At 56.4% G+C, this 20,386-nt stretch carries 24 protein-coding genes; all 24 read left to right on the plus strand.

The annotated features are described in order from the left end of the window. Positions 1–10: 10 nt before the first annotated feature. The 24 genes from BVH03_RS17735 to BVH03_RS17850 all read left to right on the plus strand — a co-directional run bounded on the left by BVH03_RS17735 (position 11) and on the right by BVH03_RS17850 (position 20,374). Positions 11–529 (plus strand): type 4 pilus major pilin, encoded by a 519-nt coding sequence (locus tag BVH03_RS17735; RefSeq protein ID WP_075962403.1) that lies wholly within the window; start codon positions 11–13, stop codon positions 527–529. Positions 530–540: 11 nt separating this feature from the next. After that, positions 541–1,482, plus strand: a complete 942-nt coding sequence (locus BVH03_RS17740) for an ATPase, T2SS/T4P/T4SS family (protein ID WP_075962404.1) — start codon at positions 541–543, stop codon at positions 1,480–1,482. Further along, positions 1,472–2,758 (plus strand): shufflon system plasmid conjugative transfer pilus tip adhesin PilV, encoded by a 1,287-nt coding sequence (gene pilV / locus BVH03_RS17745; RefSeq protein WP_075962405.1) that lies wholly within the window; start codon positions 1,472–1,474, stop codon positions 2,756–2,758. Before BVH03_RS17740 ends, pilV begins: the two co-directional genes overlap by 11 nt. A 492-nt stretch (positions 2,759–3,250) precedes the next feature. Continuing rightward, a complete protein-coding gene (pilM, locus tag BVH03_RS17750) occupies positions 3,251–3,688 on the plus strand; it encodes a type IV pilus biogenesis protein PilM (RefSeq protein ID WP_075962406.1) in 438 nt (145 codons plus the stop codon). Between the two features lie 128 nt (positions 3,689–3,816). Then, positions 3,817–4,491, plus strand: a complete 675-nt coding sequence (locus tag BVH03_RS17755) for a hypothetical protein (RefSeq protein ID WP_143485996.1) — start codon at positions 3,817–3,819, stop codon at positions 4,489–4,491. A gap of 12 nt (positions 4,492–4,503) precedes the next feature. After that, entirely contained in the window at positions 4,504–5,220 is a 717-nt protein-coding gene (locus tag BVH03_RS17760; RefSeq protein ID WP_075962408.1) for a TIGR03759 family integrating conjugative element protein, read from the plus strand. Further along, the gene (locus BVH03_RS17765; RefSeq protein WP_083640098.1) at positions 5,199–5,768 is read left to right on the plus strand and encodes a transglycosylase SLT domain-containing protein; all 570 of its coding nucleotides are present in this window, start codon (positions 5,199–5,201) and stop codon (positions 5,766–5,768) included. The genes BVH03_RS17760 and BVH03_RS17765 overlap by 22 nt, the downstream gene beginning before the upstream one ends. Positions 5,769–5,777: 9 nt before the next feature. Next, complete coding sequence (locus BVH03_RS17770) at positions 5,778–6,281, plus strand: integrating conjugative element protein (protein ID WP_075962409.1); 504 nt, start codon at positions 5,778–5,780, stop codon at positions 6,279–6,281. Positions 6,282–6,283: 2 nt separating this feature from the next. Beyond that, positions 6,284–8,500, plus strand: coding sequence for a type IV conjugative transfer system coupling protein TraD (gene traD, locus BVH03_RS17775; RefSeq protein WP_075962410.1), 2,217 nt, complete (start codon positions 6,284–6,286; stop codon positions 8,498–8,500). Further along, complete coding sequence (locus BVH03_RS26065) at positions 8,500–8,811, plus strand: hypothetical protein (protein ID WP_143485997.1); 312 nt, start codon at positions 8,500–8,502, stop codon at positions 8,809–8,811. The genes traD and BVH03_RS26065 overlap by 1 nt, the downstream gene beginning before the upstream one ends. A gap of 10 nt (positions 8,812–8,821) precedes the next feature. Next, positions 8,822–9,565, plus strand: coding sequence for a TIGR03747 family integrating conjugative element membrane protein (locus tag BVH03_RS17780; protein WP_075962411.1), 744 nt, complete (start codon positions 8,822–8,824; stop codon positions 9,563–9,565). Between the two features lie 19 nt (positions 9,566–9,584). Next, complete coding sequence (locus tag BVH03_RS17785; RefSeq protein ID WP_075962412.1) at positions 9,585–9,884, plus strand: hypothetical protein; 300 nt, start codon at positions 9,585–9,587, stop codon at positions 9,882–9,884. 89 nt (positions 9,885–9,973) lie between these two features. Further along, positions 9,974–10,330, plus strand: a complete 357-nt coding sequence (locus BVH03_RS17790; RefSeq protein WP_083640099.1) for an RAQPRD family integrative conjugative element protein — start codon at positions 9,974–9,976, stop codon at positions 10,328–10,330. Continuing rightward, positions 10,327–10,560 carry a TIGR03758 family integrating conjugative element protein gene (locus tag BVH03_RS17795; RefSeq protein ID WP_075962413.1) on the plus strand — a complete coding sequence of 78 codons (234 nt, stop codon included), beginning with the start codon at positions 10,327–10,329 and terminating at the stop codon, positions 10,558–10,560. The genes BVH03_RS17790 and BVH03_RS17795 overlap by 4 nt, the downstream gene beginning before the upstream one ends. Before the next feature lie 11 nt (positions 10,561–10,571). Continuing rightward, positions 10,572–10,919: a TIGR03745 family integrating conjugative element membrane protein gene (locus BVH03_RS17800; RefSeq protein ID WP_075962414.1), complete on the plus strand. Its 348-nt coding sequence runs from the start codon at positions 10,572–10,574 to the stop codon at positions 10,917–10,919. Further along, the gene (locus BVH03_RS17805) at positions 10,919–11,290 is read left to right on the plus strand and encodes a TIGR03750 family conjugal transfer protein (protein ID WP_218189549.1); all 372 of its coding nucleotides are present in this window, start codon (positions 10,919–10,921) and stop codon (positions 11,288–11,290) included. The genes BVH03_RS17800 and BVH03_RS17805 overlap by 1 nt, the downstream gene beginning before the upstream one ends. A 3-nt stretch (positions 11,291–11,293) precedes the next feature. After that, entirely contained in the window at positions 11,294–11,926 is a 633-nt protein-coding gene (locus tag BVH03_RS17810) for a PFL_4703 family integrating conjugative element protein (protein ID WP_075962415.1), read from the plus strand. After that, entirely contained in the window at positions 11,923–12,759 is an 837-nt protein-coding gene (locus tag BVH03_RS17815; protein ID WP_075962416.1) for a TIGR03749 family integrating conjugative element protein, read from the plus strand. The genes BVH03_RS17810 and BVH03_RS17815 overlap by 4 nt, the downstream gene beginning before the upstream one ends. Next, on the plus strand, positions 12,752–14,188 hold the full coding sequence (locus BVH03_RS17820; RefSeq protein WP_075962417.1) for a TIGR03752 family integrating conjugative element protein: 1,437 nt from the start codon (positions 12,752–12,754) through the stop codon (positions 14,186–14,188). Before BVH03_RS17815 ends, BVH03_RS17820 begins: the two co-directional genes overlap by 8 nt. Beyond that, positions 14,151–14,564, plus strand: a complete 414-nt coding sequence (locus BVH03_RS17825) for a TIGR03751 family conjugal transfer lipoprotein (RefSeq protein WP_075962418.1) — start codon at positions 14,151–14,153, stop codon at positions 14,562–14,564. Before BVH03_RS17820 ends, BVH03_RS17825 begins: the two co-directional genes overlap by 38 nt. Further along, positions 14,564–17,386, plus strand: a complete 2,823-nt coding sequence (locus BVH03_RS17830) for a conjugative transfer ATPase (RefSeq protein ID WP_083640100.1) — start codon at positions 14,564–14,566, stop codon at positions 17,384–17,386. The genes BVH03_RS17825 and BVH03_RS17830 overlap by 1 nt, the downstream gene beginning before the upstream one ends. A gap of 855 nt (positions 17,387–18,241) precedes the next feature. After that, positions 18,242–18,667 carry a TIGR03757 family integrating conjugative element protein gene (locus BVH03_RS17840; RefSeq protein WP_168175642.1) on the plus strand — a complete coding sequence of 142 codons (426 nt, stop codon included), beginning with the start codon at positions 18,242–18,244 and terminating at the stop codon, positions 18,665–18,667. Beyond that, complete coding sequence (locus BVH03_RS17845) at positions 18,664–19,596, plus strand: TIGR03756 family integrating conjugative element protein (protein WP_075962420.1); 933 nt, start codon at positions 18,664–18,666, stop codon at positions 19,594–19,596. The genes BVH03_RS17840 and BVH03_RS17845 overlap by 4 nt, the downstream gene beginning before the upstream one ends. 10 nt (positions 19,597–19,606) lie before the next feature. Further along, positions 19,607–20,374 carry a hypothetical protein gene (locus BVH03_RS17850; protein WP_075962421.1) on the plus strand — a complete coding sequence of 256 codons (768 nt, stop codon included), beginning with the start codon at positions 19,607–19,609 and terminating at the stop codon, positions 20,372–20,374. The last annotated feature ends 12 nt before the right edge of the window (positions 20,375–20,386 follow it).

Consider the following 20,386-nt stretch of genomic DNA (forward strand, 5'->3'; position numbering starts at 1 on the left):
GGTAAGGGGCATGAAAGTCTCTGGCAGCAACTCGCAACAACGCGGTTTCTTATCAATCGACGGACTGTTCTGGCTCATGCTGGTGGTAGTCGCTCTCGGGTTCATTCTCTGGATGAGTTGGAGAATGCTTGGCAGCTCCGACGTGGCGATCGAGCAGAGCAACATCAGTACGCTGATCGCCAACACCAAAAAACTCAAGGGGTCGACTGGCTACGGGGCATCGGGACAGAACCTGGTTCCTTCACTCATTGCCATTGAAGGCACGGGATCCATGGGCGTTTCTGGTACCACCCTGCTCAACCAGTGGAACGGCGGAGTGACTATCGCCAGCAATGGAATGACTTTTACCATCACAGAGAGGGCCATTCCTAAAAGCGCATGCATCACCCTAGCCACGAAAGTTGCGAAAGATCGTCAGACAACGACAGCCATCAACGGCGGTTCCGCCACAACTGGTGAAGTTCAAGCAGCAGCCGCCACCACGAGTTGCTCTTCTGATTCGAACACAATCGCCTGGACCACCTACTGAAGGATCCTCCAGTGAGTGTCATCGCCGAAGCTGAATTCGTGGATCTTTACCTTGGGGACGGCTTTGCTGACGTAAAGGGGCTGCCTGGGCAGCCTCGTCGCGTACGAGCACCTGATGATTGGGAAAACGACCTGCAGGATCTGCTGCAGCGTTGCAACGACCACTTCAGCGCAACTCAAGAGCCCGAGTTCTCATTGATCGTCAACGGTATGGTTCTTCGCGTCACGCAGCTCCAGGACGTGAATGCCAAGCAAGTCTTCGTGCTCAATAAATCCTCGGTGCAGATCCTTCCTCTGGATAACCTGGGGCTGCCTGAAGAACTGCATACCTCGCTGATGTACGAGTCCATCCGCGGGCTCGTGTTCATCTGCGGCGAGATGGGTTCAGGCAAGACCTCCAGTGCCGCATCAATAATAAAAGCCAGGCTGGAGGCACACGGCGGTACCGCGTTGACCGTCGAAGACCCACCCGAACCGCTGCTGCATGGCGAACACGGCCCAGGCCGCTGCATACAGATTCCGGTGTCGCGCCGGCATGGCGGTTACGAAGAAGCGCTGATCCGAGCGCTACGCACCCGCGCAGAGCTGCTGCTCGTGGGCGAGGTACGCGATACCCCCACTGCAGTCCAGGTCGTCCAGGCGTCTATCAACGGTCACCTGATCATCTGCACCGGGCACTCCGGCAACGTCATTCAGGGTATCGAGCGGCTTGCCGTCCTGGCCCAGCCCCAGTTACCGAACGCGCGGCACATTCTGGCTCAAGGGCTCATTGCCGTGATCCACCAGACGCTGATCACCAGTCCCTCTGGAATCAAACACCTCAAGCTGCAGTGCCTCTCCTTCACCGGCCACGACGGCGCCGGCATCCGGGAAAAACTTCGTTCCGGCCAGATCGCCACGCTCGAGCAAGACATTGCGCATCAATCCTCAAGGAGCCTCTGGAATGATCAGTAAACGCAGACAAGCAGGGTTTCTTGGCCTGGATGCAGTCATGGCGCTTATTGTGCTTACCATCCTCATTGGCCTGGCCACTGCCTGGACTACCAGGATGCTGGATCAGCAGGACTACAGGATCGCTGCAGATCAGCAGCGTACCGTCGCTGAGGCTCTATCAAAATATTTGAAGGACAACTACAGCACTGTACTTAGCAGCGCTACCGCCAATGCTCCTGCACAGATCAGTGTTTCAATGCTGCGCAATACCAATTACTTGCCCAGTGGATTCAGTGCAACAAACCTCTTCGGCCAAACGATCACCGGATTGGCCCGAAGGCCGAATCCAAATCAGCTGGAGGCCATTGTTATCACAACAGGGGGCCAGGCCATCCCCGAGATTGGAATAAGAACGATCGCTGAGAACTTAGGTGGGCCAGGAGGGTTCATCTCGTCAACCGCGCCGAATGTAATTCAGGGGGTGCGAGGCGGTTGGCAAGTCACACTAAGCAACTACGCCATCAGTCCAGGCGCTGGTCATACTGCCAGCGCCCTATTTCTGATGGATGGCGAGCTGGCGAATGACTACCTCTACCGACACGCGGTACCTGGACGCCCAGAACTCAATACCATGTCGACTGAAATCAGAATGGGCGGCAACAATATAAGCAACGTCGGCGACATAACAACTAGCAACCTGACCGCGACCAACACAATCAAGACTGCAACAGCAGATGTGACGGGGGAAACTTACACGGGCGGCTGGTTCAGAACCCGTGGTGATACCGGTTGGTACAGCGAGAAGTGGGGCGGAGGGTTCTATCAGTCGGACGCGGAATTTGTGCGGATCTATAACGATAAGGGGCTCGCCACTGGCGGTCGTATCAGTGCTGGGACAATACAAACCGACGGTAGAGCATCCATCGGTGAATATTTAGATATCGGGAGTGTTGCCAGCGAAGGGGCCGCGTGCCCCAAAATCGGCCTGCAATCGAAAAATAGTCTAGGTGCTCCCCTGAGCTGTCAGTGCCTCACCTCTTCTTGCCAATCCGGTGTGTGGAAAGGACCCTCTGCAGGCCTCGAAACGATCCAACTAAGTACAACCTTTTATACTCAATCCGTCCTTACATGCCCGGCCGGCTACAAACGGCTGGGTTGTAGTCATATGTCAATGGATGACAAACGCGCTGATCGCTACTTCGGCGCTACCTATGAGGGTAGTGATCAATGCCGGTTTTACAACGGCCAATGGCCCGGAGTACCCGCTTACGGTTACATGGACTGCTTTAAGCAGTAATTGAATATTCCTGCGCATCCCATACATACTTGCGGGCAACTGCATCTGTACCGACCAACTCCGTGGTAATTCGCAAGCTAGAAGGACACACAAGAATAGTTGGTCTCGCTCATCCTGGAACAAGAGGGTTCGGCGGTAGCTTGACGGGCAGGAGTAGTAAGGATCCTGACCTTCGCAAAGGTGGTGTTGATGTGCCTTTTGGCCGTATTGAGACCTAAATCCATAGACCTGGCCGCTAACTGACGTGCTCGGGTGGCAAACCTATATACGCCTAAGCAGGCGACATTCTCACTTCCGACGGCAGTTATCTGGTAGATTATAAAACAATCGGTTGGAATTTCGTTGTTGCGGAGCTCGCTCAACATACAGCCGAAAGCCTTGTTTCGGTGCGTCAGCAAATCAGCCGAGCGCTAGAATATGAATTGTTATGGCACTGAATAGTGTCATCAATATACCGTCCGAAGGTCTTCCCCAATAAATCTAGGCTTTCCAATGTATTTCCACTGGATTGTGCTGACCTTCCTGGTCATCTCTGCCGGAATTCTCTCTCATGTTCAGTACCAGGATGTGGTGACATCCGAGCAGGCCAGCATCGATGCCCTTAGCAGAAGCCTACTCGTCTATCGATCCGCAGCAGCTGAGTATGCTCGACTGAATCCCGCCTTCACCGGCACTCCGAATGATGCGGCTCTATCCTTCCCCGCCTGGTACCACAAGCCTGCCGGGCTGCATGCCTCGATCCTCGGGGGCGCAACCTATACCTATTACTCCACTCCTACCCCCGGACTAGCCGCAGCTCTGCTAGAGCGTACTGAGTCCGTATCAATAGGGGTGAGCAAAGCGGGTGTTCTGGTCTCCCTAAAAGCCGGAACCACCAACATATCCCTGCCTGCCGTAGTGCCTGAGGGCGCAATTGTGGTCGTCAACTGAGCCCTGCCCTTGGCTCACAACCTCGCTCACCATAAATCCTCGCCACCGGAATTTTGAATTCCCATTGAGCGCTCCTCTCTCCTGCCGCAGCCTATCGATCGCAACCGATTCGATGGGCGGTAAGGGACATGGCATCACGTAATTTCAAGATTGGCATGGGCGTACTGGTTGTACTGCAACTTGGCCAGTTTGCATGGCTTTCAGCGATGCAGTACGCCACTTGGAACAGCACCAAGTCGGCAGACCGAATAATGAACCAGGTCGAAGGGTTTTCCAGCAGCATCGATGCATTGGAATCTACACAGGCTGACCTGAAGCAATCCCTCGAGACCGCAAATGCCAACAACGCCCAACTTGGATCCGTAGAGGCGCGCCTCTCAGAGGTAGAGGCGACAACACGCTCTCTCGGCCGGTCGCAAGCTGACACCTCAGAGCTGCGCGTAGTGATTGCAGCGCAACTTGAGCAGCTCACCGAGGACTTCATCAGACTGAAGAAGGCCACCTCTCCTTCTCCCAAGCCTGTAGTTCAGCCTCAAAAACGCCCAGTTCCTGCGGCCTCGGCTCGCGTTGCCAAGCAGCCGTCAAAGCCTATTCCAGCACCACCCCCCTTCGTACTACTCGGCATTGAGACCCGTGCCGGTGAAGCATTCGCGTCGGTTGCCCGGGAAGGCGCAGCCAGTCTGGACGAGATTCAGCTCCTACGTGCAGGCGAGGCCTATCAGAACTGGAAGTTGATTCGCCTGGATAACAACTCAGCCGCATTCCTTGCAAGTGGGGAAGAGCGAGTGGTCAGCGTTCGGTAACTAGGAATAAACATGCCCAGAACAGTATTGCGTATTGCACTCATGCTACCGGCTCTCATAGTCGGCAATGCTATAGCGGACAGCACCAAGCCCGAAGTAACTAAAATTGAATCGACCTCTCAGGAGGCTGCCACGGCCAAAGCCTGGAACCTGGACGAATCGGAATGGCGCCAATACAAGCAGATCCAGGCCGGCCCCCGCGGCATCTGGTCACCCGGGCTCGATCCAATAACAAGTCTCGGCTTAAACGCTGAAACCGATGCGCAACGGCGACGATACGCCGAGCTGCTAGTTCGCATTGAGAAGCAGCGAGTTGAACAAGAGCTGGCGTTTCAGCGCGAATACGATGCTGCCTGGATTCGACTTTATCCGGATCTCCTGCCCATCGCCTCGAGCACGACAAACCTGACCCAGCCGATCCAGCCCGACATGACAACCGGACGGCTTTTGGTATTCGTCTCTCCATCCTGTAGCAGCTGTGAAGAAGCGGTGGCCACCTTGCTCACAGCGGGAACCGATTTCGATCTATTCATCGTCGGTACCAGCAACGATGACCAGGTGATCCGCCGATGGGCTCAGGATGCAGGTATCCCTCCTGAACAGGTTCGATCCAGACAGATAACTCTCAACCATGACAACGGGCAATGGCTCGACCTTGGCGGCCTCACTGGCAGTCTCCCTGCAGCGTTCAAACGAGCTGGTGATAAATGGCTGCCCGTGGATCTGTGATAGCTCTGCTGCTTGCGAGCGCGGCAGCTGAAACGGCCTGGGCACAATGGCCAGAGGTACCACCGCCTGCATACCAGCTCGCCGGCCACACGGCGGGCACGCCATCCGAACTTCTCTATGCCGTTGCTAAGACCGAGAGCAACGCAAAGTTACGCATCGGCTACTTCCCCTGGCCCTGGACACTCAACGTCAAGGGCAAGGCAATGTACTTCAGTACCCGTGAAGAAGCCTGCCGGGCTGCCCTGGAAGGTATTCAAAAGCACGGTGAGCGGGGCGTAGACATCGGTTTGACTCAGCAGAACTGGGGATATGTGGGCAAGGAGTGGTTCTCCCACCCCTGCGATGCGCTGGATCCGTACGCCAACCTGTCAGCCGCATCGAAGCAGTTGCGGCGGTATTTCGACACAACGGGTGACTGGCTAGATGCAGCGGGCAAGTATCACCGCCCTGCCGGCGGTACACCGGCCAGGCGCTACCGGGCACAAGTGCGGAGCCGACTGGGCCAGATCTGCGCCCAGTCCTGCTCCTTTCCCATCTCCCAACATTGAAGGTCAATCATGAAAGCCATTCAGTACCTCATCGCATGCACTGTCTTGCTTGCGCCAAGCCTCTCCAGTGCAATGACAGTTGTGGCGGATCATGGCGGAATACCCGCAGCCCCCTTCTATGACAGCTTGAACCTGGAAACCAAAGCCTTACAGACGCCAGCACCTATGCTGTCTCATCCGGTCAGCACCGAACAGATGCTGCCGGTATTGAGCCAGCTCACTCCAGGAAAAGTCGACGCAAAGCCAGTCACTCTCGCGACACTCCCGGCCCCTCTGTTCGTTGTCGGTGATGACAGCATGTCGCTGAGCTGGCTGCAGCAGCACCAGGACACATTGCGGCGCCTGCAGGCGATTGGGTGGGCGGTAAACGTGCGTGACCAAGCCTCTCTTGATCGCATACGCCAAGCTGTTCCAGGCCTGGCAGTAAAGCCCATGCACGTCGACGACTTTGCACAGCGCATTGGGCTTCGCCACTACCCTGCGCTGATCACCAGAAGCTCGGTCGAGCAGTAACCATGGCGCGACAGCATGTGATCGAGGCCCTGCTTCGCCCAGCAGTTGAGCTCTATACAACGACCATCTGCTTGGCCTCTGCCGCACTTTGCCTCTGGGCGCCCTGGATGATCGCGTTGAACCCCAGCATCGGCGCCGGCATGGCGGCGGCGTTTCTGTTGCTTGCCTGGCATCGAGGCGTCGACGCCTGGACCGTCCTCACGTATCAACGCAATATTCGACGCCTGCCGCGCTATGAGATGTCCAGTGCCGATGTACCGGTCAGCCCTTCCAATCTGTTCCTGGGCAAGGGCTTCCTTTGGGAGCAGAAGCACACTCAACGCCTGTACAGCAGCCTCAAACCCGAAGTGGCTAAATACGTCAAACCCAGCAAGCTCTACCGCTCTGCGCGCCGGTTGGAAAAGCGGCTAGACCGGGAAGGGCAGAAGCTCCTGCCCAGCCCGCTGGCACGAGCGGTTCAACGTGGGCTGAAATGGGATAGCGCCTTCAACCCTGTTCGCCCGTTACCGCCGGTAGGCGGTTCCCCAATTCTCCACGGTATAGAGCCAAACGAAGAAGAGGCGTGGCTTCCACTGGGCGAGCGCGTCGGCCACACCCTCGTCACGGGCACTACCCGGGTGGGTAAGACGAGATTGGCCCAGCTGCTGGTGACTCAAGATATTCGTCGTTTCAAGCGCCGAGCCAGGCAGATCGCAACATCGCTATGGACGCGGCTGTGGAAGCTTTTGACATTCTGGATCGCCGATCGAGACCAGGAAGAAAAAGACTATGAAGTCGTTGTCGTTTTCGACCCCAAGGGTGATGACGAGATGCTCCGTAGCATGTACGCAGAGGCCAAACGTGCCGGTCGACTCGACAGCTTCTACGTCTTCCACCTGGGTTGGCCTGAGATTTCTGCCCGCTACAACGCTGTGGGCCGGTTCGGCCGGATCTCCGAAGTAGCCTCTCGTATCTCTGGGCAGCTCGCCAGTGAGGGCAACAGCGCCGCATTCAAGGAATTCGCTTGGCGCTTTGTGAACATTGTTGCCAGAGCTCGGAACGCCCTCGGCCATCGGCCTGATTACCTGATGATCCAACGTGACGTGGTCAACATCGATGCTCTGTTCATCGAGTACGCCCAGTTCATGCTGCCGCAGAAAGATCCCAAGGCCTGGGATGTCATCGTGAACATCGAGAATGGCCTGAACGACAAGAACATACCGCGAAACATGCAGGGAAGGGACAAGCGTGTGGTGGCCATTGAGCAATACTTGGCCATCTCCAAGTTGCACGACCCGGTGATGGATGGTCTGCGGTCGGCCGTGCGCTATGACCGCACCTATTTCGACAAAATCGTAGCCAGCCTCTTGCCGCTACTTGAGAAGCTCACCACCGGCAAAATCGCCCAATTGCTGGCTCCCAACTACACCGACCTCGAGGATCCTCGTCCGATCTTCGATTGGCAGCAGATCATCCGTAAGCGTGGGATCGTCTATATCGGCTTGGATGCGTTGTCTGATCCAGAAGTCGCATCCGCGGTGGGGAACTCCATGTTCGCGGATCTCGTATCGGTGGCAGGTCATATCTATAAACATGGCATTGACGATGGCCTGCCTGGGAAGGGGTCAAGCAAGGTAGCCATAAACCTGCACTGCGATGAGTTCAACGAGTTGATGGGTGAGGAATTCATCCCCTTGATCAACAAGGGCGGTGGCGCCGGCATACAAGTGACGGCCTACACGCAAACAATGAGTGATATCGAAGCGCGGATAGGCAATCGCGCGAAAGCTGGTCAAGTCGTGGGCAACTTCAACAACCTGATCATGCTGCGCGTACGTGAGACCGCGACAGCCGAGCTGCTGACCAATCAACTGCCCAAGGTCGACGTCTACACGACGACACTCGTATCAGGTGCAACAGACTCTTCCGACCCGACCAGCAATACCGATTTCACCTCCAATACACAGGATCGTGTCAGCACCACCAGCGTACCGATGATCGAACCAGCGTCAATTGTTCGCCTGCCGAAGGGCCAGGCCTTTGCCCTACTTGAAGGTGGGCAACTCTGGAAGATCCGTATGCCGCTTCCGGCATCCAATGACGACGACCTGATGCCCCCAAACCTCGAAACCTTGGCGAACTACATGCGCAAGAATTACCGCACGAGCAGCCAGTGGTGGTCAGGGGCCCCAGTGCCAGATGACGACTCGGTACTGGATGACCTACAGGAGATAGCCTGATGTCACAACACAGCAATACCGACACCTCAATGGCCGGTTCTCACGAACGCTTCCAGATCGTCAAGATCACATTGCCCGAGGCAAGTCGGTATCTGGATGCGATCCTTCAGTTGACGACGCGGATCCAGATAGGGCTTGCAGCTGAAGAACTCTTCGGCCTTCTCCAAGTGCATGGGTTCTCACCACACTGGCTATCACATTGTGCTTCCTCGCCTGGAGCGACGTACGGAGTCGCCACGCTTTGTGTCGAAATCCCCGAACACGCTCCGCAATTACTGACGTGTCGTACAACCCGCATAACCCTGCACTAGGCGCACGCACATGGCAGAACCTAGCAAAGTCCAGACACAACCACGTCCGCAAGAAGCTCCCAAAGGAATATTCGGCGTACTGCACAAAGCAAAGCTGGCAATTGGGGTGCTATTGCTTTCCCTGCTCATGAGCATCGTCATCGAATGGATAGGGATGGCCATGAAGTGGTGGACCGAGGATGGCTACCTGCACTCGCAAGCCATGTTGCAGGTCGAGCTGGGCTGGATCGCAAAGGATTTTACTCAATCCTTGCTGATGTCTGATCCGATTCAAACTGCACAGCAGCTGACCCACACCGTCTACGAATGGTTGTTTGTAAAGTCAGGGTTCCTTGAATGGATTGTGCAAGCGCGGCAGCCGCTTCCTAAAGGGGCATCGGCCCTGCAGGTCTACTCCAACAATCTCGTCACCGCGCTCGAGGACTACCTGCTAGCGACCCTGTACGTGACGCTCACTTTCATGGTTCGCCTGGTCATACTCGTCCTCACAAGCCCTCTGTTTGCTATGGCCACATTGGTTGGTTTGGTGGATGGATTGGTACGTCGGGATATTCGCCGTTTTGGCGCAGGGCGCGAGTCATCGTTCCTTTACCACCACAGCAAACGCTTGATTGCCCCATTGTTTTTCTCATCCTGGCTGATCTACCTGTCGCTGCCCTTCTCACTTCATCCCAACTGGATCCTGCTGCCTTGCGCAGCATTACTCGGTCTTGCCGTTTCGATCACGGCAGGCTCGTTCAAGAAGTATCTCTGAGCAACCTTGGAGCAAGCTTATGGCCGTCTACGAATATCGAACCACCTACGTCTCAATCCGCTATCAGACAGAAAAAGAGGGGCTTTTTATCAAGCGGGAATTGCCTCAGACCACACCTGATATCTCATCGCTGGACGAGTACCAGAACCAGATGAATGAGTTGGGACGTGCGGGGTGGGGGCTTGTTAACGTCCAGCCTGTGTTGCGTGGCATCTATGACATTCCGCAGGCGAACCACGCTGGTGGAGGTGCCATCAGCTACTCCCTCACCGATGGCTTCTACCTGTTCTGGATGCGCCAGAAAGAGGCCGAAAATTAATTCTCGGAAAGCAAAAAAGAGTTATCTGTTCATCCGTGCAATCATTTCAGAGAGGCTGATCCCAGTTCATTCAATCTGGGTCAGCCTTGATGCCACCACACCCCACTCGCCGGCGCCGCCTGTGCCAGCTGGCAACCATAGTCCTCGCCGTCGGCTCCCCCGTATCGACCTGGGCGAGTGGTAACCCCCAGGAAACCAACGAACTCACCCTGGCCTTGAAGCAACTGGAGAACGTCCAGGCGATCTTCAAGCGGGCTGAGATACAAGCCCGAGCCAGCAATCGAGATCTGCGAACCACCCGCTACGAATTTGACTACGAGCTGGTTCGGTCTGACCTCAATCGAATTTCCGAAGGCGTACGCGGATACCTGTCTCCCTCTCGAGCTCAGCCCCGGGACATTGGTGACATCGCGGGCGATTACAGCCGCGATCGTGGTGCGCCATGACTCCAGAACAAGAAGCTGCGTTCACCCTCGGAGCCGGCTACTCGCCCGCTCAAGTGGGGTTACTGATCTCGCTGATTACAGGAGCCGTGCTGTTCCTTTTCTTGGGCTGGGTGCTGTTCTCGGCATACCAGGGCTGGAGCGACCGGTCTCTTGCGTTCAAAAAGCTGGGCTTCACGATTCTACGCATAGCCCTTCTCGCCTTCGTTGTCCTCGTCGTAATCGCAATCTAGGAGCTACACCCATGACACGTCGTTCGAACAATATCGTTGCCCGCCTGGTGCTCGCCCTGCTTGCGGCAGCACCAGCCTGGTCCTGCGCAGCACTTCCAACGCCAGATGCGCCAAGCCGGGGGCAAGGGAGTGGGTTCCTGCAGTTGCTTCAAAACTATGCATACGACATCGCGGTAGTGGCTGCCTTAGGGATTTCCGCAGTCGCCTTCATCGTCGTTTCGATGAACGTGGTTCAGAAATTCAACGAAGTCACGACCAAGAAAGCGACCTGGACAGAGTTCTTTATTTTGGTGCTGATTGGTGGTGGCCTGCTCATCATCGTCATTTGGCTGGCCAACAAGGCCGTCGAGATCCTCTGATGTCCATCGAATTCCTTCCCGAGCGCCTGAATCGCTCGCCAGTGGTGTTCAGAGGTTTGACGTCTGGAGAACTGTTTCTGGCGTTCGGCTGTGGGGCGATGATCGGCTTGGTGCTTGGAATCCTTCTGATCATGGTGACCGGTATCTGGCCGCTCATCCCAACAGCAGTGCTTCTGTGCGGGTTCCTCACCGTTTTCTTCTCCGGTCGGTTGCTAGCCTCTCGCAAGCGCGGGCGGGCGAGCATGTGGTTTTACAGAGCCCTGCAGATGAGGCTTACCACCTCCCCTTTCATGCCCTTTTTTGAAGCCTTCGGCCTGGCAGATCGCAGATTGATCCAGCTCGAAAATCACTGGGCCGTCCGCCGGAAATGATCCATGAGTAAATACAAACGTGCCCTTGATGACCGAGATGGCCATATCCGGACGCTTCGAATCGGAAATGTGGCGTTATTTGGCGCCTGCCTCCTGCTTGGCCTGGGCTGGTACTCGGCCCCGAAGAGCCTAACGATCCATAACCCTCCTGATCTGCGATCCGGCAGCACTCGCGCATGGTGGGAGGTCCCACCGAGCACGGTGTACGGATTCGCTTATTACATCTTCCAGCAACTCAATCGCTGGCCTAAAGATGGCTCGGTCGAATACGAGCGCAACATCTACAACCTCCAGCATTTTCTGACGTCCTCCTGCCGGACGTTCCTTGAGAACGATTTTGGACAACGCAAGGCCGCGAACGAGTTGAAAAATCGTGAGCGCTCCGTTTACGAGATCCCCGGACGGGGATTCAAAAATAGCCGCGTCGACGTCGAGAGTAGAGACAGCTGGGTGGTGTATCTCGACCTGGTCACGGATGAGCACTATCTATCGGAATCTGTCAAAAGCACCTTGGTCCGGTACCCGATTCGAGTCATTCGCAATGATATCGATCCTGAGCTGAACCCCTGGGGCCTCCAGCTGGATTGCTATGCGCAAGTCCCTCAACGCCTTGGCATCCGGGGAGAACCAGAATGATCCGTGGACTCCTCCTGTGCGTGCTCGTTGCGGTCTATTCACAAGCGGTAAATGCGGTCGAGATTTTCAAGTGGAATCGAGTTCCCCTGCCAATCCAGTTAGGGGTTGGGCACGAACGCATCGTCTTCGTCGATCGCAACGTCAGCGTGGGTGTACCTCGAACTCTCCAGGGCAAACTGCGCATCCAGAGCGTTGCCGGCGCCGTCTACCTTCTGGCAAGCGAGCATATTCCACCGAGTCGGCTGCAGCTCAAAGATGGCGAGACCGGAGAAATAATCCTGCTCGATATCGCGACACTCGATGCGGCAGCCGCGCTGGAACCGGTAAAGATCGTGACGCTGACAAGCGATGGTAGCGACCCTCAAACCGCCGAGGGTGATACCCAATCCGGATCCACCGGTGGGGGCACTAAACCATCGGCTCAGTCCAAGACGCCGGCGCCGGTAGCACTTACTCGATATGCCGCCCAGATGATGTACGCCCCACTTCGAACCGTTGAACCTCTCCCCGGTGTACGTCAGGTACCGCTACGACTATCCGGTAATCTGCCAACGCTTGCCCCCACTCTCGACATGGATGCCATAGCACTTGGTGCGTGGAGCTTGGGTAAGTGGACAGTGACCGCGATCAGGCTGACCAATCGTCGCGCAGAACGACTATTGCTAGACCCACGCCACTTGCAGGGTGACCTGTACGCGGCCACATTGCAGCACCTGGAACTAGGCCCAGCAGGAACCTCCGAAGACACTACGACTGCGTACGTTGTCACGCTCGACAAAGCCCTGGAACTCGCCCTGGTGCCTGCTCCTGCAGACGGGGGTAAGAATGACTAACCCTCTACTTCGATTCATCGCTGTTGCTGTCGTGGCAATCGCTCTGGCCATCATCCTTTGGCCCAGCAATAAACTCCCCGAGACCAGCGAAAAGAAGAATGCAGATCTGGATCAAGAACTTACCGTCGAGGAGCTCGAAGCACTCGGTTTGGCCGGTGACACAGCCAAAGACACTGTTGCAACCCTGATAGGTCAGGTAAAAGCGATGCGTGATGACGTCGAGGGGGTGAAGCAGGAAAACGAGCGGCTCCAGGAGGAAAACAGCAAGCTGCGCAACGAGCGCGCCAACATTGATGACACCGTTCAGAGAGCGATCAATGAAGCCAGGCAAAAAGGCGAACAGCAGAGCGGGCAGCTTTCATCTGCGATGGAGGCCTTACAGGGGCAACTGGATCAGTTGAAAAATACTGGCAAGAAGGCCGGCTTTGGCTACGACGACATTCCCGTTGGCCTGGGTTTGGATGGCAATTCTCTCGCAGGCCCCACAGGAAACGCCGATGACCTTATCTGGCATGATCCGCTGGACGCGATCACTACCGATCAAAGTGGCAACCGCTCTTCTACGACCAACTTCCCAAGTTCATTCAGTAGTTTGAGCGGCTCCCTGGCGAGCCTGGACGACAATCCTATATCGCAGTCCCAAAAAGGTCTCAGGGCAAACCTCAAGGGTGAGCGTGATCTTGAGGAGGCAACGCCCGTCTTCACCATCCCCGAAAACTCGACCCTGATGGGTTCGGTGGCCATGACCGCCATGATCGGCCGGGTTCCCATTCAGGGGTCTGTGACAGATCCATACCCCTTCAAGATCTTGATCGGCGGCGACAATTTGATCGCCAACGGCATCGAACTGCCCGACGTCGAGGCCGCCGTGGTGTCCGGCACCGCTACCGGCGACTGGACGTTGTCCTGCGTCAGCGGTTCGATCAACAGCCTGACATTCATCTTCCAGGACGGCCGGGTGCGCACCGTTCCGGCACCGCAGCCGACCGCCAGCGGCCAGTCCAACAGCAACCAACGCAGCAACATCGGCTGGATCTCCGATTCATACGGAGTGCCTTGCATTAGCGGTACGCGAAAAACCAATGCCAACCAATTCATCGCCAGCCAGTTCCTGATGGGTGGCCTCGCTGCCGCGGGCGAAGCCTATGCCAGCCGAGAAACTACAACCAGTGCGGATAGCTCGGGATCGACGTCGGCCGTCACCGGCAACATGGGCAGCTACATCTTGGGCAAAACGGGCGCCGGCGGAATGGAAGAGGTGCGCAAGTGGGCGATGGAACGGTACGGCCAGACATTCGACGCTGTCTACGTCCCTCCTGGACAGGAGGTTGCCATCCACATAACCAGCGAAATCCCCATCGACTACGAATTGAACGGACGGAAGGTGAAGTATGAAAGCAGCCAGACTGCCCTACTGGATCTTGATTAGCCTACTGGCCCTGTCGGGTTGCTCCACCACGTCCGAGGAGATGCTGCCTCGGGGTGACAAGACCATGATGGATCTGTGGAACAGCAGTGGCAGAGGGACTAAGCAGCAGTTGGCAGACGCACGTGCTTCCCTTCGCCGGCCGCTCACTGAACAGCAGCTGCAGCAGCATCCTGGAGAACAGACCGCATACACCCGCTCGGCCCAGAACGAGATCTACAACTTGTTCCCGCGGCTGCCGAACCCTGACCTGGTCATGTTCGTGTACCCGCACCTGGTTGGAAACGAGCCGGCTCCTATCCCGGGCTATTCGACCGTTTTCCCGTTCTACTCCCGTGTGCAATACGCAATGCCCGGCGAACGCCTCGAGGACTATTGATGCTCAAGAATCTGCTTTCGCAACTCGGGCTGTCACCAAATCCCAGAGCTCAGTACGACGGTAGCGACCGCAGGATAGTCGCCGAGGCCGGACAGCCAACCCGCCCCCTCCTGCAGTCGGACGTCGACAAGATGTACGAGCCTCTGCCCAGCTTCGCAGCGCGTCTACCGTGGGTCGAGTACCTGGAGAAAGACCAGGCCATCCTGCTCAGCGATGGCGTATCGGTCGGTGCGGCATTCGACGTAGGAACAATCCCAACGGAAGGCCGCAGCGAGGCGTGGCTCGATGAAGTTCGTGATGCCATTGAAGACGCCCTGCAGGACTCTTTCGAAGAGAAAGATGTTAGCCCTTGGGTAGTGCAGTTTTTTTGCCAGGACACCGATGATTTTCGCGACTACCTGGAGTCGTTGGAAAGCTACATAAAACCGGAGATTCGCAAAACCGAGTTCACCCAGGACTTCCTCGCTCAAACACGTCGACACATGCAGTCGATCGCCAAGGAAGGCGGACTTTTCAAGGATGAAATGGTCACGCAGACCCCATGGCGGGGGACTATCCGCAAAGTACGGATCATTATCTATCGCTGGATTCCACCCAATGAGAGCCGCGGTCTGTTCGACATGAGCCCGATGGAGGCTCTGAACGAGGCTTGCACGCGTCTATCCTCGGCATTGGCCGGTGCCGGTATCCCCATTACGCGAATGTCGAAACGCCAATTCCACCGCTGGATGTTGCCATGGTTCAACCCCGCGCCGAGTGCAGACACGCCCCAGCAATTTTATGACCTGGTCGATCAGTCGTATGCCGAACCGCCGCCTGCTAACGCGCTCCCGCTGCCCGATGACGACTTTGCCGAGTCCCTGCTGTTCTCACAGCCGAAGTCCCTGCCGGATCTTGGCTGGGTATTCGATGGACAGTTACACCAGATCATTACCGTTGAGCGCCTGCGCAAGCAGCCCAACGCGGGACATTTCACTGGGGAGGTAAAACGGGGTGATGCTATCAATGCATTGTTCGACCTCATGCCCGATGGTTCCGTGCTGTCCATCACCATGCTGGTCACACCACAGGACGTGCTCGAGCAGCACCTGGCTCAGCTATCAAAGCAATCAATCGGCGAAAACATCGACTCCGAATTGACGGCTCGTGATTGTGCAACCGCTCGGTCATACCTGGGAGAGAGACACAAGCTCTATCGCGGTAGTATTTCTGTCTTCATCAAGGGGCATACGAGAGAAGAACTACGTCGCCGGCATCGGACAGTTCTCAATGCCCTACAACAGGCTAGCCTGGAGCCTGTTACAGAGGCTGACGAGGTAGCGCCCTGCAACAGTTACCTACGCTGGCTGCCTATGGCATTCAATCCAATGGATGACCGGCATGACTGGTATTCCAGATTCATGTTCGTCCAGCACATCGCCAGTCTCATCCCCCTATATGGCCGCGCTCGAGGTACGGGCACTCCTGGCCTCACCTTCTTCAATCGCGGCGGTGAGCCTCTGTGCTTCGACCCAATCAGCAAGCACGATCGTCAGGCTAATGGGCACCTGCTCCTATTAGGCCCCACCGGGGCCGGTAAGTCGGCAACGATGGTAAAGCTGATGTACGAGGTGATGGCAGTCATTCGCCCGAGAATGTTCGTAATCGAAGCTGGTAATAGCTTCGGCCTGCTGGCTGACGACTTCGCTAGGAAAGGCATTTCGGTGAACCGAATCTCCATCAAACCAGGAGGACTGCGTCGAGTAGGCGATACTCAATTCAGTCTCAACCCCTTTCTGGAAGCCTGGAAGCTGCTCGAGCTCAAGGAAATTAAGCTCGAAGACTTCGACGAAGACGACGAGGATATTGTCGATAACGAAGACGAGCAACGCGACCTCATGGGCGAAATGGAAATCGCGGCTCGACTGATGATTACGGGGGGTGAGGCCAAGGAAATTGAAGCGATGACCCGTGCGGATCGCAGCATGATCCGAGAGGCCATCTATGACGCGGCGAAGGCAACTCACGCAGAGGTCAAACAGACGCTACCCGAGGATATTCGGGACGCCTTACGACACCAGTCCAATGATGAAGATAGGCCTGATCGCCGACGTGAACGGGCAGCCGAAATGGCCGAGTCGATGAACCTCTTCTGTCAGGGCTTCGAAGGCGAGTTGTTCAACCGCCCCTCAGACCCATGGCCGGACGCAGACTTCACCCTCGTCGACCTGGCAACATTTGCTCGAGAAGGCTACGACGGCCAGATGGCCATCACCTATATTTCCTTGCTGAATCGCGCCAATAACATCGCAGAACGCGAACAGCACTCTGGTCGCCCAGGCATAGTCCTGACTGACGAGGGCCACATCACCACCACCAATCCGCTGGTTGCACCCTATGCAGTGAAAGTTACGAAAATGTGGCGGAAGTTGGGCTTCTGGTACTGGGTGGCCACCCAGAACATGGCTGACTTCCCAAACGTAGCCGAGAAGCTCCTGAACATGATCGAATGGTGGCTGTGCCTGACGATGCCACCGGCAGAGGTAGAGGAAATATCGCGGTTCAGACGGTTGACCGATCCTCAGAAAGAGCTGCTGCTGTCGGCGACCAAAGAGCCGCGCAAGTACACTGAAGGTGTGGTGCTCTCAAAACGCGTCGAGGCCTTGTTCCGAGTCGTGCCCCCGAGCATTTATCTGGCCCTGGGCATGACTGAAAACGAGGAGAAAGCCGAGCGCCGCGAGCTGATGCGAGAACATGGAATCTCGGAGGTCGAGGCGGCCTACCTGGTTGCCCAAAAAATCGACCTGGCGCGAGGGATCACGCACGAGCATGAAGCGCTATGAGTGAACTCCACCGCTCCCGGATGTTGAGTCGAACGTTTGATGAGCTTCGCCTGCTCAGGAATTCAGGCCCACCAAGCGCCTACAGGGCAGCGCTGCATATAGCCGCCCCCGGGATCCTCGAGGCGTTGCTCGAGCGCCACGATAAATTGGATGCAGCCCCAAGTGAGCAGCTCTGTGAGCTAGTTGCCGACTGGCTCTGGCTGCGCATACTGGGATGGTGCCAACGCAATAACGTGCCTGATTCGCAGCGCGAGGATCTCTTCAAGCTTGTGGAAGCAATACGCACGGCCGTGCCTTTAGAAGCCTCAGCTCTCGCCCCATCCTGAACGAAAGCAGGCCCTCTATGATGGCTACACCGGAGTCCACGGGCTGGCCAGGATTCGCTGGAGTCAGGCTGTAAACTTGATCGCAATCATCTGACTGCGGGAATCATGTTTTGCACTACCCATTCTTTCGTATAGGTGACATCCGATCCGTCTTCCTTTTCAAACGTGACACTCAGTACAGAGCCGGAATCACCAACGGTTCCGAATGACTGAATTATTACTCTGTGTGGGTTACCGTTAGGCTCGCTTTTCAGCGTCCATATCGTTCCTATCTCAAGCCCTTCAAACATTGCACCACTCCTCTTGGATACCCCTGCAGTTATACCCTATTTGAGTCAGATTCGAAGCTGACGATCCGGCACCACGCGGTGACAACCGAGCTCCATCATCTCCCGGATCCGCATAAAAATAATTCCCCGATGAGCAATTTTGAATTATCTGATTCGCCCAACGGTTGACTAACCCAGGATGTGGCCAGGTTCCTTACCAGGTGACATCCATGTGCGCTCTCAGAAGGTTTTTTACCGTCATGTCGTTTCTCACCATGACGGTGTTGTTCCCCGCCTCCCACCCCCATGCTGCCGACCGTTCCTCATCGGGGAGTGATGGAAAGGTAGTGGTCTACACCACTAGCCAGATTGCTCTCACTCACGTTCCCGCCGGCGTCACGATCATCTCGCTTGACCGCTTGAGGGAGATCGAAGCTCAGATGTCGAAGGGGCTTCCTGCCAATGCGCGGCAGGCAACGCTGATCATTCAGCAACGAATGAAGACCCCTGAGTGGCTTCAATTGCAATCACAGCTGCGTGACGCCTCCGACGGTGTAGCCCAAGCGAAGGTGGCAGGTATTCAAAAGCTGCCGGCCGTGACCGTGGATAACACCTACGTCGTTTACGGTGTCGCGAATGTCACCGCCGCGCTACAGCAGATCGAGCACGCGAGGGCACGCCAATGAAAAGCCCATTGCGTAAAGCAATCGCCGTCGGCCTTACCAGCTTCTGTGGATCGACCGTGGCACTCGATTCTGCGACTACTGTCAGCTCAGCGCTATCCATGGATTGCATGGAGTACAAGGTTGTCGGCATCTGCTACTGGCTGTTCTGTACCAACTTCGGGTGCAGCGTGCGCACATCGACCAAGGTTCGGCACTTCATCCCCGAATTGGTCGTATCGAGCTACGCCAACACGGGCGCCAACCCCTGGACTGATGTCGCTTCAATGAGCTCACCGAATGCGCTTTCGCAGGGCGGCGGCAATGATCACTCCTCCGAGGCCTACAGCTCGCAGCGATTCAAGAACGTGGATGCGATCGGTCATCCAGGTGGATACCTCCTCACCCAAGCTGCGTCATCGTCGGGTTACATTTGCAAATCCGGCGCGACAGCGTTCATGCCCTATTTCCTCAGCACGCTAGATCCACTTTCCTGGCGCCACAGCATTCCAGAAAGCCTTTACCCCGAGGCGCTCATCCCAGGCATGCGAGAGATAGGCTCAATCAGTAGCAGTTGGGGACACATCTACCCAAGATCCGGCTGGGTCAATCAATCCAACGACTACAAGGCTGCCGCAGTCATCGCTCAACGTGCTGGCGACCTCGTCACGCAGTCAGGGCAACCCCACATCTACATCCCTCTCAGCACTCAGACATCTGACGGCTACTGGCCACCCGGCGAAATAAAGGAAGGCGATATCTCCACTCATAAATGGCAAGCCCTCTGGCCCGTGCTGGACGACACCTGCGCGGTATTTCCCAACGGTGGTCTGAACGAAACCTTCGCCGATCGACAGGCCGAGGATGGTGCCTACGCCTGGGCATTCTGGCGCCCCTATGCGTGCTGCGAACGCAAGGGACAGATATTCCTCGGCAGCACAGACTTTCGATGAGGAGGCGGCGGTGAAATCACGACGTAGCAGCGGCCAGCGGCAGCAATGGACTATTCGCGAGTTGGAGATGGTTGAGCGCTACTACCACAAGATCCCGCTGCGAGAGCTGCAGGCACTTCATTTGCCGAACCGCACGCTTCCTGCCATTAGGCTCCAGGCTCGCTTGCTGGGCGTTCAACGCCCCAACAGCCGCCACTGGAGAGAAGATGAATTGGAACTGCTTCGCCAACATTACCCGACGCATACCAACGAGGAGCTACGCGCTCGGTTCCTTCCCAATCGATCCGACGCCGCCATCACTCATAAAGTGATGAGACTGGGCCTGCAGAAGGCTCCACTTTCCTGGTCGAATGATGAACTGGAACTCCTGCGCCTTCACCATGGCCGCCTACCGTTACGTGAGCTCCAGCAGCGGTATCTACCAAAACGCACGCTTAGTGCTATCGAAACCCGAATCGTCTATCTCGGCCTGGGCGACCACTCGGACGACTGGACAGAGCATGAGCGCGCCCTACTGATTCGCAACTACCCCAACATGCGCATAAAACAGCTCAGATCAAACTTCCTTCCAGAGCGCAGCCTAAGGTCGATCGCAGCCGCCGCACAACGCCTCGGACTCAAAAGCAATTACCACTGGCCTGACGATGAGTTGGACAAACTCAAGCGGCTATACGGCACGCTGCCCAGTCGGGAACTACAGCAACGATATTTCCCTGGCCGTACCCCTGCCGCCCTTAGGTCCATGGCCTATCTGCTCAAGCTGAGTAAGCCTAATTAATTCTCGGCAAGC

This window comes from Pseudomonas sp. PA15(2017), assembly GCF_001945395.1.
Taxonomy (GTDB): Bacteria; Pseudomonadota; Gammaproteobacteria; order Pseudomonadales; family Pseudomonadaceae; genus Aquipseudomonas.

Excerpts from the sequence above, each read along its gene's own strand:
- BVH03_RS17820 (WP_075962417.1), top strand. The coding sequence starts at position 12,752 with ATGACTAACCCTCTACTTCGATTCATCGCTGTTGCTGTCGTGGCAATC.
- BVH03_RS17790 (WP_083640099.1), top strand. The coding sequence starts at position 9,974 with ATGCCACCACACCCCACTCGCCGGCGCCGCCTGTGCCAGCTGGCAACC.
- BVH03_RS17755 (WP_143485996.1), top strand. The coding sequence starts at position 3,817 with ATGGCATCACGTAATTTCAAGATTGGCATGGGCGTACTGGTTGTACTG.
- BVH03_RS17735 (WP_075962403.1), top strand. The coding sequence starts at position 11 with ATGAAAGTCTCTGGCAGCAACTCGCAACAACGCGGTTTCTTATCAATC.
- pilM (WP_075962406.1), top strand. The coding sequence starts at position 3,251 with ATGTATTTCCACTGGATTGTGCTGACCTTCCTGGTCATCTCTGCCGGA.
- BVH03_RS17765 (WP_083640098.1), top strand. The coding sequence starts at position 5,199 with ATGGCTGCCCGTGGATCTGTGATAGCTCTGCTGCTTGCGAGCGCGGCA.
- BVH03_RS17810 (WP_075962415.1), top strand. The coding sequence starts at position 11,294 with ATGAGTAAATACAAACGTGCCCTTGATGACCGAGATGGCCATATCCGG.
- BVH03_RS17800 (WP_075962414.1), top strand. The coding sequence starts at position 10,572 with ATGACACGTCGTTCGAACAATATCGTTGCCCGCCTGGTGCTCGCCCTG.
- BVH03_RS17760 (WP_075962408.1), top strand. The coding sequence starts at position 4,504 with ATGCCCAGAACAGTATTGCGTATTGCACTCATGCTACCGGCTCTCATA.
- BVH03_RS17815 (WP_075962416.1), top strand. The coding sequence starts at position 11,923 with ATGATCCGTGGACTCCTCCTGTGCGTGCTCGTTGCGGTCTATTCACAA.
- BVH03_RS26065 (WP_143485997.1), top strand. The coding sequence starts at position 8,500 with ATGTCACAACACAGCAATACCGACACCTCAATGGCCGGTTCTCACGAA.
- BVH03_RS17830 (WP_083640100.1), top strand. The coding sequence starts at position 14,564 with ATGCTCAAGAATCTGCTTTCGCAACTCGGGCTGTCACCAAATCCCAGA.
- BVH03_RS17795 (WP_075962413.1), top strand. The coding sequence starts at position 10,327 with ATGACTCCAGAACAAGAAGCTGCGTTCACCCTCGGAGCCGGCTACTCG.
- BVH03_RS17840 (WP_168175642.1), top strand. The coding sequence starts at position 18,242 with ATGTCGTTTCTCACCATGACGGTGTTGTTCCCCGCCTCCCACCCCCAT.
- pilV (WP_075962405.1), top strand. The coding sequence starts at position 1,472 with ATGATCAGTAAACGCAGACAAGCAGGGTTTCTTGGCCTGGATGCAGTC.
- traD (WP_075962410.1), top strand. The coding sequence starts at position 6,284 with ATGGCGCGACAGCATGTGATCGAGGCCCTGCTTCGCCCAGCAGTTGAG.
- BVH03_RS17805 (WP_218189549.1), top strand. The coding sequence starts at position 10,919 with ATGTCCATCGAATTCCTTCCCGAGCGCCTGAATCGCTCGCCAGTGGTG.
- BVH03_RS17770 (WP_075962409.1), top strand. The coding sequence starts at position 5,778 with ATGAAAGCCATTCAGTACCTCATCGCATGCACTGTCTTGCTTGCGCCA.
- BVH03_RS17780 (WP_075962411.1), top strand. The coding sequence starts at position 8,822 with ATGGCAGAACCTAGCAAAGTCCAGACACAACCACGTCCGCAAGAAGCT.
- BVH03_RS17825 (WP_075962418.1), top strand. The coding sequence starts at position 14,151 with ATGAAAGCAGCCAGACTGCCCTACTGGATCTTGATTAGCCTACTGGCC.
- BVH03_RS17785 (WP_075962412.1), top strand. The coding sequence starts at position 9,585 with ATGGCCGTCTACGAATATCGAACCACCTACGTCTCAATCCGCTATCAG.
- BVH03_RS17845 (WP_075962420.1), top strand. The coding sequence starts at position 18,664 with ATGAAAAGCCCATTGCGTAAAGCAATCGCCGTCGGCCTTACCAGCTTC.